The sequence below is a fragment of the Caballeronia udeis genome, assembly GCF_044909315.1.
GTDB lineage: Bacteria > Pseudomonadota > Gammaproteobacteria > Burkholderiales > Burkholderiaceae > Caballeronia > Caballeronia udeis_A.
This window is the reverse complement of sequence record NZ_JBIYEB010000007.1, coordinates 145827-157881: the sequence shown is the minus strand read 5'-3', so window position 1 is coordinate 157881 and position 12055 is coordinate 145827. Positions and strand designations below refer to the sequence as shown.

Genomic DNA, 12055 nt, shown 5'->3' with positions numbered 1-12055 from the left:
GTTTATTTCGCTCACTTCGCTCATTTCGTCTTGGCGGCATTCGCGAGCGCTTGCACTGCGCTCTTCGAATCCTGCGTCGAGTTCATGAACTTCGTCACGACGTCGGTAATTGCGCCTGCCGTTGCGTCGCCTTGCGCCATGCCGTGAGCCAGCGACGGCACATAACCGCCTGCCTTGATGGCGGTCTGTTCATCAGCGTACGACTGCTTGCCGCACGCGTCGAACTTGGCCATCGACACACCCAGGCGAACCGGGATCGAGCCCTTGTACAGGCTGAACTGTTCCTGGAACGCAGGCGACATGATGGTCTTGGCGAGCGCCAGTTGTCCCGGCGACGCTTCCTTCGAGCCCTTCTGCTGGAAGAACACGAACGAGTCGACGTTGAACGTGTACTGCTTGGCGGTGCCCGGCACCGGTGCGCAGACATAGTCCGTACCGGCGGTCTTGTTCGCGCCTGCGAACTCGCCCTTGGCCCAGTCGCCCATGAACTGCATGCCGGCCTTGCCGTTGATGACCATGGCTGTAGCCAGGTTCCAGTCGCGGCCGGTGCGGCCGTTATCGAAGTACGTCTCGATCTTGCGCACCGTGTCGAACACGCCAACCATCTGGTCCGACGTCAGCGTCTTCTGATCCAGGTCGACAATCGCCTTCTTGTAGAAGTCCGCACCTTGCGACAGCACGACGTCTTCCCACAAGGTCAGGTCTTGCCACGGCTGGCCGCCCGCTGCCACCGGAATGATGCCCTGGGCCTTCATCTTGTCAGCCAGGTCGAAGAATTCCGGCCACGTGGTCGGAACCTTGCCGCCGGCCTTGTCCAGTGCTGCCTTGTTGATCCACAGCCAGTTCACGCGGTGCACCGAGAACGGTGCCGCAACGTAGTGGCCATCGGCGTGCATGATCTTGTCGATTTCGGGCGGCAGGTTCTTCTTCCAGTCGCCGGCAACCGAATCGATCGGCACGAGTACGCCTTGTTCAGCCCATTCCTGGATCAGCGGACCCTTGATCTGTGCGGCCGACGGGGCGTTGCCCGAGATGACCTGGGTCTTGAGCGCCGTCATGGCCGCAGCACCCGCACCGCCTGCAACTGCGAAGTCCTTCCAGGTGTAGCCCTGCTTGGTCATGTCGTCTTTCAACACGCCAACGGCCTTCGACTCACCACCGGAAGTCCACCAGTGCAGTACTGACAGGGATTCAGCAGCCTGAACCGCTTGCGCCGACACACCGCACAACAGACCTGCGGCGCCGAGCGCGCCGATGAGCTTGCGAAATTTCATTGTTTATCTCCTCCGAACACCTGAACAAAAAACGATTGGCCCCTGATGCCGCCAGGAAGCGATGGCTGGAACATGAACAAACAGAAGTGGCCGGTATCGGCGGTGTCGGCGAGATAAGGCTGGCGTTATCCAGGGCAAGAAACCCTGGGCACGCCAGCTTGGCCGGCAGACCGAACCACGGCCGCACGGCTCTCAAGAGATGAGTGTGTCGAATCGCAACTTGTGTCTCCTCTTTTGATTTTTGCCCGTTCACACTGGCGTCGGCCAGCGCGGCGTGCGTCCGGGGTTTTGCATCAACGCAGCTTTTTTCCCTTGCCGCGCCGTTGCCTATCTGGCAAAAGCGTCTTCGGCTCAGGTCAATTACCATGCAACTAGACGTCAATCTCCGGGAAAACACGCATGTTCTGGTTGACTAAGTGTTTTTTTCCGGGATCACGTTACCCCTTGATTTGAATTGTAGTTAAACTACAATTCAGTGTCAAAAAAAATTTTATTGGACTACGGTCCTACTGAACCCCAGCGGAGACACATGCAAAACGACTCGAATTTCACCTTTGTTCTGTTCGGCGGAACAGGCGATCTTTCGATGCGCAAGATCCTGCCGGCGCTGTTCGAAGCGCACCGTGGCGGAATGCTCGCCGAAGGCGGCAAGATCGTCGCGGTGGCGCGCGCCGCCGAAGATCGCGAGGCGTATTTGAAATGGGTCGATGAACACGTCAAGCCGCACGTGTCGAAGAATGGCGTCGACGAAAGCGTGTGGAAGGGTTTCCTGGCGCGTTTCGTCTACGTTCGCCTCGACCTCGGCAAGCCGGAAGATTTCAAGCTGCTGCGCGATGCGGTCAACGAGCACGGCGGCACGCGCGTGTTTTACCTGGCTACCGGCCCGTCGCTGTTCGTCCCGATCTGCCGTGCGCTCGCCGATGTCGGCCTGAACGAAAATGCGCGGATCGTGCTGGAAAAGCCGCTGGGCTACGACCTGAAGTCGTCGCAGGCCATTAATGACGCGGTGGGCGAAATCTTCGCGGAAGAGCAGATCTACCGGATCGACCACTATCTGGGTAAGGAGCCGGTGCAGAACCTGCTCGCGCTGCGCTTCGGCAATGCGTTGTTCGAACCGCTGTGGCGCCGCGAATGGGTGGAGAGCATCCAGATCACGATTGCGGAAGAACTGGGCGTGGAAGCGCGCGGCGATTTCTACGACAACACCGGCGCCTTGCGCGACATGGTGCAGAACCACTTGCTGCAACTGCTTTCCATCGTGACGATGGAACCGCCGCATTCCATGGATTCCGATTCCGTGCGCGACGAAAAGCTGCGGGTGCTGCGCGCGCTCAAGCCCGTCGATCCGCGCGACATCAGCAAGGTCGCGGTGCGTGGGCAATATCATGCGGGTGTGATCAAGGGAACGTCGGTGCCGGCGTACGCGACCGAAAAGGGCGTTCGCCCGGATAGTCATACAGAGACGTTCGTTGCGTTGAAGGTGGAAATCGAAAACTGGCGCTGGGCCGGCGTGCCGTTTTTCCTGCGCACAGGCAAGCGGCTGGCGGACCGGACGGCGGAGATCGTCGTGAACTTCCGCCCCGTGCCGCATTCGGCGCTCGGTGCGAACGCGTTGCGCGCGGGCGCGAACCGGTTGGTGATCCGCCTGCAGCCGAACGAAACCATCCGGTTGTATTGCCTTGCGAAACAACCCGGCGAGGGCATGAATCTCGCGAGCGTCCACCTGGATCTCGCGTTCGACAAGTTTTTCAAGGAAGGGCAGATGGAGGCGTATCAGCGCCTGCTGCTCGACGTGATCAACGGACGTCTGGCGTTGTTCGTACGGCGTGACGAGCAGGAAGCGGCGTGGCGTTATGTGGAACCGATCCTGGACGAATGGGCGGCGTCGCCGAAGCCGCCCAAGCCTTATGCTTCGGGCACCTGGGGACCGGCGGCTGCAAGCGCGATGCTGGCGCAGCACGGAACGTGCTGGCTGGAAGAAGAGAATTGAAACTGGTATTGAGACCGTTGTAATGGGTCGGTGGGACGTGTTCAGGACGTACGTGCTGTAGACATGTTGCAATTAAAGCCGAGACAAATCCTGTTGTGCGACGCGAGAACGAGTTCAAGCAGTGTGGTTCGAGCGTTGTCGCAACGGGCGAAATGAAACCAAAACAAGGCAGCATGGAGGAGCAGTGATCGAGCTTCATACTTTTGATGAGCCAGGCGCCCAATCCGACGCATTGGCAGAAGCGGTAGGCGACGCGCTTACCGCAACGCTCGCGGCTCGCGGAGCGGCGTCGGCTGATGCCGCTGTGGCTGGAAATCCCACCCAACACGCAACGCTTGCGGTATCCGGCGGCACGAGCCCGAAGCCGTTCTTGCAAACCCTGTCGACCCGTGCGCTTGACTGGGCGCATATCGACGTCACCCTGGTCGATGACCGCTGGGTGGCGGAGACGGACGGCGCAAGCAATGCGCGCCTGGCGCGTGAGACGCTGTTGCAGAATGCGGCGAGCGGCGCGTATTTCCTGCCGCTGGTGGACATCGCGCGGCCGCTGGACGCACATATTGCGGACCTGAACGCCGATCCACAGCGCCGGGTACCCGATGTTGCCGTGCTCGGCATGGGCGAGGACGGCCATACGGCGTCCATTTTCGCCGATGCCCCCGAGTGGGCGTTTGCCATATCGACGGCTGACCGGTTTATCTCGGTTCATCCGGGCAGCGCGCCGCACGCGCGTGTTTCGTTGTCCATGTCAGCGCTCAAGGGTGTCAAGCAGCTCTATCTGTTCATTAGCGGGCAGAAGAAGCTGGACGTACTCAATGCTGCGCTTGCCGCACCGCAAAAAAACGCCATCTCGACGTTGGCTAATGCTCAGGGAGTCAGGCTCGATGTCTACTGGTGTGCAAAGTAAGGCCGTAACGGTAGCGGCCGGAAGTCAGCACGCCGACGGACCCAGGCTTTTGGCCGATGTTGGCGGCACGAACGCGCGATTTGCGCTCGAGACGGCGCCGGGCGTGATTGGCGAAATACGCGTGTATCCGGGCCGTGACTATCCGGGCATTGCCGAGGCAATGCAGCAGTATCTGAAGGACATCAAGGTGAGCCGCGTCAACCACGCGGCGGTGGCGATTGCGAATCCGGTGGACGGCGATCACGTCTCCATGACGAACCACGACTGGAGCTTTTCGATCGAGGCCACGCGCCGTGCGCTCGGCTTCGACACGCTTCTGGTCGTGAATGACTTCACCGCACTTGCAATGGCGTTGCCCGGCCTGACCGACGCCCAGCGAGTGCAGGTGGGCGGTGGTTCGCGCCGGCAGAACAGCGTGATTGGCTTGCTCGGGCCGGGTACGGGCCTGGGCGTGTCCGGCCTGATTCCGGCGGACGACCGCTGGATTGCGCTCGGCAGCGAAGGCGGCCATGCGAGTTTCGCGCCGTCGAACGAACGTGAAGATCTGGTCATGCGTTTTGCGCGCACAAAATTCTCGCATGTGTCGTTCGAACGTGTGGCAGCGGGACCGGGTTTGTTGCTGATTTATCAGGCGCTTGCCGAACGTGATGGTGTGAGCGTGCCGGACGATCTCGAGTCGGCCAGCATTACGCAGCGCGCACACGATGGCGAGGCGCTTGCGCTTGAGGCCGTGAACTGCTTCTGCGGCATTCTTGGCACGTTTGCCGGGAATATTGCGGTGACGCTGGGCGCGCTGGGCGGGATTTTTATCGGCGGCGGGGTGGTGCTGAAGTTGGGCGAGCTGTTCACGAAGTCGCCGTTTCGCGAGCGGTTCGAAGCGAAAGGGCGCTTTCAGCAGTATTTGTCGAGCGTGCCCACGTTCATCATCACTGCGGAATATCCGGCGTTTCTCGGGGTATCGGCCATTTTGTCGGAGCAGTTGTCGAATCGCGCGAATGGCGGGTCGTCCGCGGTGTTCGAGCGGATTCGCCAGATGCGCGATGCATTGACGCCTGCCGAGCGCCGCGTGGCTGATCTTGCGCTGAACCATCCGCGTTCGATCATCAATGATCCGATCATCGACATTGCGCGCAAGGCTGACGTGAGCCAGCCGACGGTGATTCGTTTCTGCCGGTCGCTGGGTTGCCAGGGGTTGTCCGATTTCAAGCTGAAGCTGGCGACGGGGTTGACCGGTACGATTCCGGTGAGTCACAGCCAGGTTCATCTGGGCGACACCGCCACGGATTTCGGCGCGAAGGTGCTGGACAACACCGTGTCGGCAATCCTGCAATTGCGTGAGCATTTGAACTTCGACCATGTCGAACGCGCCATTGACATTCTCAACGGTGCGCGGCGGATCGAGTTCTACGGGCTAGGCAATTCGAATATCGTGGCGCAGGACGCGCACTACAAGTTCTTCCGTTTCGGTATCCCGACTATCGCCTATGGCGACCTGTACATGCAGGCGGCGTCGGCGGCGTTGTTGGGCAAGGGCGATGTGATCGTAGCGGTGTCGAAGTCGGGGCGTGCGCCTGAATTGTTGCGTGTGCTTGAGATTGCGATGCAGCAGGGCGCGACCGTGGTTGCGATTACGTCGAGCAATACGCCGTTGGCCAAGCGGGCAACGGTGGCGCTGGAGACGGATCACATCGAGATTCGTGAATCGCAGATGTCGATGATTTCACGCATTTTGCATCTCGTGATGATCGACATTCTTGCGGTCGGCGTGGCCATTCGCCGCGCGGTGCCGGACGCGGGTGCCGACGTGAGTGAAGCGATGACGAAGGTCAGGGAAGCGGGCGACGACGAGACGGGCGCGGTGCTTGACTGGCTGAGCCATGGCGCGGCGGGCATAGCGCGCGATTAAAGTTGCTTGTGGCGTGACGCGCGGGATTTGGCGCTGTAGTTGATGTAGTTAAAAGCCGTAGTTAAAAGCCGTAGTTAAAAGCCGTAGTTAAAAGCCGTAGTTAAAAGCCGCCGATGCGAGGTTCGCATCGGCGGCTTTTTGCATTGGAGGGAGCGTGGTGCAACGGGTGCCGAAAAACAATAAAAAACGGTGCGATGCCCTTTCGGACACCGCACCGATACGCGCCTCTCGCAGCAGCGTGAAAACCTTATGACTCTCTCTCTGTCGTACTTGCTCCGGCTGATTCGTTCGGCTTAGAACGAGTGCTGGATGCCTGCGTACACGCCCGACTGGCTATGACCCGGCAACGGGTTGTCGGTCGAAACCGTGTCACCCGCGCTGTTCGCGTTCAGGCCGAAATTAGCCGACTTGCTGTTGCGTACCGTTGCGATCTGGATGTCGAGCAGCGTGCGCTTCGACAGGTTGTACGAACCACCGATCGTGTAGATGTTGCCGTTGCCGCCACCGTTGTTCGCATTGACGTGATAGACCGCTGCGATCAAAGCTGCAGCCGGCGTAGCTTGCCACGTCACGCCACCCCATTCCTGATCGGTCGTCGTCGGCGTGCCCGACGGCGTGTTCGTCATGCCCGACGTACGCGAAGCCTGATAAACGGCCTGGAGCTTGAACTGACCAAGGAAGACGTTGACACCGGCGAAGTACTCACGTGAAGCCGTGAACGGGTTGTCCAGCTGGCCGTTGGCTGCATCGCGAATTTCGTCGTACAAACCGCGCAACTGGAACAGCGACGTGGTGTAGGTGACCTGCAGGCCAGCTTCGCGGCCTTGCGTGGTCGTGCCGTTACCGTTGAAGCTCGTAGCGTTCGAGAAAGCGTACTGACCGTAGACGTCAAAGCCAGCGATCTTCGGCGATTGCCACGACACGTTGTTGCTCGATTGCGGCCAGTTGCGGCCACGCACCAGCGACGCCGACGACCAGTTCGACTGACCGAACGGATCGAAGTCCCACACGCCGTTCGAGATGAACAGTTCACGACCCAGCAAGAAGGTACCGAACTGGTCGTTGGCGATACCAACTGTCGCCCAACGATTGAAGAGACCGTTGTTGCCCGGGCCAGCGCCAGTCATGGTGTTGAAGCTGCCTTCCAACTGGAACACAGCCTTGTTGCCGCCACCCAGGTCTTCGACGCCCTTCAAGCCCCACAGGCTGGTACCCCAGTCGCCGCTTTCCGCACGGAAACGATTGGAGCTGCCAGTAGTAACGCCAGCAGCGTTATTACTTGTAGGCGCGCCCGACATGTATTCGATACCGGCGTCGAGCCGGCCGTAGAGCGTCACGCTACTTTGAGCGTGTGCTGCAACGCCGACCGTCAGCAGCGAAGCCGCGAGCAAAGCTTTCTTCATCATCTCCTCCAACCCTGTCAAAAAATAGAAGCCCAAGTGCGGCGGTATTGGTTCGGCGCCAGCGCACCGAACCGGAAACTATTTAGAGAGATGACACGCAAAGGGATGGTGTCCATGACATCAGGCGGGACATTGACTGCCCCCCAATATCACAACCAACCCTTGGGATTGGTGTCTCCTCAGTTCTTTTTGAAGTAAAACTACTTTTAATGAACTTCGTTTCCGTACTTTGATTACTAATTTAGCAAAATACCTTTGTGCCGCCAAGAAAATTGTTGTCAACCCATTTTCTGTCTCGAAAATGCAATGGTTGGTGTGTTGCGGGTTTGCACGAGGTAGGTGAAAAATTCCGCAAACCCTTACGGAATAAGGATGTGATGGATTTTTACTCTCTACGCTATGGATTGCCTCTATTGACGGACGATGCGCGCGAGGTTTATACACCGGCGGCTTAAAAACGTTTGCGTGTTTAGATATACAAACTAAAAAAGCGCCCGTCTGGGCGCTTTCGGTTTTGCAAAGTGGCTGCTCTGTAGTTTTACTTCAGGCTACCCGACAGGAATTGCCTGAGCCGCTCGCTGCGGGCGTGGCCGAAAACTGCGTCGGGATGTCCTTCTTCTTCTATGCGTCCCTGATGCAGGAACACCACGTGATTCGACACGTTGCGGGCGAACGCCATTTCGTGCGTCACCACGATCATCGTGCGGCCTTCCTCGGCAAGCGTCTGCATTACCTTCAGCACCTCGCCCACCAGTTCGGGATCAAGTGCGGAGGTAGGTTCATCGAAGAGCATGACGTCCGGGTGCATTGCCAGCGCTCGTGCGATAGCCACACGCTGCTGCTGGCCGCCCGACAAGTGCGACGGGTACTGTTGTTCCAGTCGCGGTGCGAGGCCCACTTTCTCAAGATAGGTGCGCGCGCGGTCGAGCGCTTCCTGCCTGGACAATCCCAGCACCTTCAATGGCGCCTCCATCACGTTTTCCAGCACGCTCAGGTGCGACCACAGGTTGAAGTGCTGGAACACCATGGACAGACGCGTGCGCATGCGCTGCAACTGTTTGGGTTCAGCCGCTTTCAGCGCGCCGTACTTGTCCTTGAGCGTGCGGATTTCCTCGCCATCGACAAAAATCCGGCCCTGGTTCGGCTGCTCCAGGAAGTTGATGCAGCGAAGCATCGTGCTCTTGCCCGACCCGGACGAGCCGATGACGCTGATTACATCGCCGGCTTTCGCCCTTAGCGAGACGCCCTTCAGGACTTCGTTGTCGCCGTACTGCTTATGCAGGTCATCGACGAAAAGCTTGGATGCCACTGTGTTCATGATGTGCCGATCCTTGAGGCTTATTTACCCTGCGGCCGCAAGTAAGCGAGCCAGCGGTACTCAGCACGGCGAAACAGCCACACGAGCGCGAACGAGATGCAAAGATAAAGCAGGGCGGCAATGCCGAACGCCTGGAATGATTGATACGTAGCGGAATTCACGTCGCGGGCAATCTTGAGGATGTCCGGCACGGTGGCGGTGAACGCGACGGTGGTCGCATGCAGCATCAGGATCACTTCATTGCTGTAGTAGGGGAGCGCCCGGCGCAGTGCCGACGGCAGGATCACGCGGCGGTAGAGCGTGAACGAGGACATCCCGTACGCGCGTGCCGCTTCGATCTCGCCATAGGGCGTCGCCCGTATCGCTCCGGCGAAGATTTCGGTGGTGTACGCGCAGGTATTCAGCGTGAACGCGAGCAGCGTGCAGTGCATGCCATCGCGGAAAAACTGGTTGAGCAGCACGTGGTCGCGAACCACTTGCAGGCTGTAGAGGCCCGTGTAGCAGAGCAGCAGTTGTACGTAGAGCGGCGTGCCGCGGAAGATATACGTATAGATCCAGACGCCGCGCGACAGGAGTTTGTTCTTCGATACCCGCGCGACCGACAACGGGATCGACAGGCAGAATCCGAGCACGATCGATACAACCAGCAGCCACATGGTGATGGCAAGACCGGTGATGCGATAACCGTCGGTGAACAAATAGTTGCGCCAGTATTCCTGGATGATTTCGAGCATGGATTCCGCCGCGTGGGAGTTGCTTGGGTGGTGTCTGGGTTCGCTGTGTTCTTCTTCAGGCGAGGGCGTGGCGGGCGCAGGAACAGATGCGCCGCGTGCCGGCTATGGCTGCTTTCGGCCGCAGGTGGCTTTTCATGGCTACAGGTCGGCCTTGCGCACGCCCGACGAGTAGCGCTTTTCAAGCCACATCAGCACGAGATTCGATACCGTGGTGATCACGAGATAGACCGCGCCCGCGAGCAGGGTGAAAAAGAAGAACCGCAGGGTGCCCTTGCCGGCGTCCTGGGCGGCCTTGACCACGTCCGCCAGACCGATGATCGACACCAGCGCGGTTGCTTTCACCATCACCTGCCAGTTGTTGCCAATGCCCGGCAGCGCGAAACGCATCATCTGCGGGAACATGATGCGCGAGAAGGTTTGCCACGGAGTCATGCCGTAAGCCGCGCCCGCCTCGAGCTGGCCGCGCGGCACGGAGAGGAATGCGCCGCGGAAGGTTTCGGTGAAATACGCGCCGTAGATAAAACCGAGCACGATGACACCGGCGACGAACGGATCGATATCGATCTGATCCCAGCCCAGGAAATCGGTCAGGTGATTCAGCCAGATCTGGATGCTGTAGAACAGCAGCAGCATCAGCACGAGGTCGGGAACGCCGCGCACAAGGGTGGTGTAGATCGTGCCGACGCCCGACGAAATGCGGTTTCTCGACAGTTTCGCCGCCGCGCCGAGGAGCCCGATCACGAATGCGAACACGAGCGACAAGACCGCCAGCTTGACGGTTTGCCATGTGCCCGAGAGGATAAGCGGCCCGTAGCCTTGCAGAAACATGGTGATTCCTTGATGACGTGCGCGTGTGCCGTGGCCTTCGCTGTTTTTGCTGTTGCCTGTTCAGCCGCGCTTTTTTTGCCTGAATTCGCATAACCGCCGTCTGGCAGCCTGCTTCGGGTGTTCGGTGAGCCCGGGCCTCTCGCCTCGCTTGTTGCTGCTTGTACCTGGTCGTATCTGCTTGTACCAGGTTGTACCTCCCCCGCCGTGCTGCTTTTGTCCGCCGCTATTCCTGTTGCTGTCTTTCCACGCACCACCGGACCCTTCCGGGCGCTGCCGTCTCGACCGCGTCCGGGAGCACTGCTTCCAGCCGACCGTCTTCGGCGGTGCTTATTCTAGGTGTCCAAAATTGGTGCGATTTGTCGACAAGGACCTTGGATCCGAAAAAACGCGACATCGGCTGAAGCCTGCAGCGGCGCACCATGCGGCTTTCCCCGTGTGGCTTTCCGGCGGGGCGTTAGGACCTTCGGCACCCGTTGACCCTCGAAAAGGCCGGTATTCTACCCGAAGCCCACCTATGCGCCAGGACGTTTGCCCGGGTCCCGGTCCCGGCCTCTTGTTGTCCCGATTCTCCCGGTCGTGTGCGGGCAGTGGTGCGATTGCATGCATTTTCAGGACGGTGTGGTGCCCGCGCGGGCGGTTGTCGAGCGGGGTGCGCGCCCTTACATTCTCTCCATCGCAATATCACCGGGAGTTCGATATGTTTGAAATTCGACGCGCCAATGAACGCGGCCACGCTAACCACGGCTGGCTTGATTCGTATCACAGCTTTTCTTTCGCCGGCTATGACGACCCGAAGCATGTGCATTTCGGTGCGCTTCGCGTGATCAACGAGGATCGCGTCGCGGGTGGCCAGGGTTTTGGGACGCACGGCCATCGCGACATGGAAATCATCAGTTACGTGCTCGAAGGCGCGCTGTCGCACAAGGACAGCATGGGTAACGGCTCGACCATCCGTCCCGGCGATGTCCAGCGCATGAGCGCCGGCACGGGTGTGCGGCACAGCGAGTTCAATGGCTCGGCCACTGAAACCGCGCATTTCCTGCAGATCTGGATCATCCCGGACGCCGCGGGCAATGCGCCGGGCTATGAGGAAAAGCGTTTCGACGACGCCGAAAAGCGTGGCCGGCTGCGGGTAATCGCGTCACCGGAGGGACGGGACGGCGCGGTGAAGCTGGGTGCCGATGCCGAAGTCTACGCAGGTCTTTTCGACGGCGATGAACGCGCGGAATTCGACGTGCCGACCGGGCGCAGGGTGTATGTACACGTGGCGCGCGGCGCGATTTCGGTGAACGGCGAAGCGCTGGTGGCCGGCGATGCCGCGAAGCTGGAAGGGGTGTCGAAGGTCACGCTGGAGCGGGGCACCGGCGCTGAAGTGATCCTGTTCGACTTGGCGTAAGCGTTATTTCGGTTACTGCGGTTACTGCGTTACCGCTACGCCACTGGCTGATTTTTTGCCGGCTTCGGCCGGGGAGGACGACAAAACGACAAAAGGCCGCGGAAGTAATCCCGCGGCCTTTTGCGTTGGCTGGTGCGCTTCGATTGCCCCGGGTGTGTCCGGACAAATCGTCGCGTATCGCGCCTATTGCGCCGTCTGCTCAATATGTGTCACTCATGACTTCCACGCTAAAAGCAATACCGCCAAGCCGATGCAAAAAAAAGGCCGCTCCAGGGTTGATCGGAGCGGCCTGTCCGGCG

Annotated in this window: 9 protein-coding genes; 4 read left to right on the top strand and 5 right to left on the bottom strand. The window is 59.7% G+C overall.

Features of this window, described 5'->3' with window-relative positions; all coding sequences use genetic code 11:
- Positions 1-20: 20 nt before the first annotated feature.
- On the bottom strand, positions 21-1274 hold the full coding sequence (locus tag ABH944_RS14095) for an ABC transporter substrate-binding protein (RefSeq protein ID WP_062087514.1): 1254 nt from the start codon (positions 1272-1274) through the stop codon (positions 21-23).
- Positions 1275-1803: 529 nt separating this feature from the next.
- Between ABH944_RS14095 and zwf the strand changes: the two genes are divergently transcribed.
- From zwf to ABH944_RS14080, 3 genes are all read left to right on the top strand, one after another.
- A complete protein-coding gene (zwf, locus tag ABH944_RS14090) occupies positions 1804-3264 on the top strand; it encodes a glucose-6-phosphate dehydrogenase (protein ID WP_404607138.1) in 1461 nt (486 codons plus the stop codon).
- A gap of 184 nt (positions 3265-3448) precedes the next feature.
- The gene (gene pgl / locus ABH944_RS14085) at positions 3449-4171 is read left to right on the top strand and encodes a 6-phosphogluconolactonase (protein ID WP_404607136.1); all 723 of its coding nucleotides are present in this window, start codon (positions 3449-3451) and stop codon (positions 4169-4171) included.
- Positions 4149-6077, top strand: a complete 1929-nt coding sequence (locus ABH944_RS14080) for a bifunctional transcriptional regulator/glucokinase (RefSeq protein ID WP_404607134.1) — start codon at positions 4149-4151, stop codon at positions 6075-6077. Before pgl ends, ABH944_RS14080 begins: the two co-directional genes overlap by 23 nt.
- A 293-nt stretch (positions 6078-6370) precedes the next feature.
- Here the strand turns inward: ABH944_RS14080 and ABH944_RS14075 are convergent, their stop codons facing one another.
- From ABH944_RS14075 to ABH944_RS14060, 4 genes are all read right to left on the bottom strand, one after another.
- On the bottom strand, positions 6371-7480 hold the full coding sequence (locus ABH944_RS14075; protein ID WP_404607346.1) for a porin: 1110 nt from the start codon (positions 7478-7480) through the stop codon (positions 6371-6373).
- A 538-nt stretch (positions 7481-8018) separates the two neighbouring features.
- Complete coding sequence (locus ABH944_RS14070; protein ID WP_404607133.1) at positions 8019-8798, bottom strand: ABC transporter ATP-binding protein; 780 nt, start codon at positions 8796-8798, stop codon at positions 8019-8021.
- A gap of 20 nt (positions 8799-8818) precedes the next feature.
- Positions 8819-9532 (bottom strand): ABC transporter permease, encoded by a 714-nt coding sequence (locus tag ABH944_RS14065; RefSeq protein ID WP_404607132.1) that lies wholly within the window; start codon positions 9530-9532, stop codon positions 8819-8821.
- Positions 9533-9670: 138 nt separating this feature from the next.
- The gene (locus tag ABH944_RS14060) at positions 9671-10360 is read right to left on the bottom strand and encodes an ABC transporter permease (protein WP_404607130.1); all 690 of its coding nucleotides are present in this window, start codon (positions 10358-10360) and stop codon (positions 9671-9673) included.
- A 697-nt stretch (positions 10361-11057) separates the two neighbouring features.
- Here ABH944_RS14060 and ABH944_RS14055 point away from each other — a divergent pair.
- Positions 11058-11756: a pirin family protein gene (locus tag ABH944_RS14055; RefSeq protein WP_404607129.1), complete on the top strand. Its 699-nt coding sequence runs from the start codon at positions 11058-11060 to the stop codon at positions 11754-11756.
- Positions 11757-12055 lie beyond the last annotated feature (299 nt).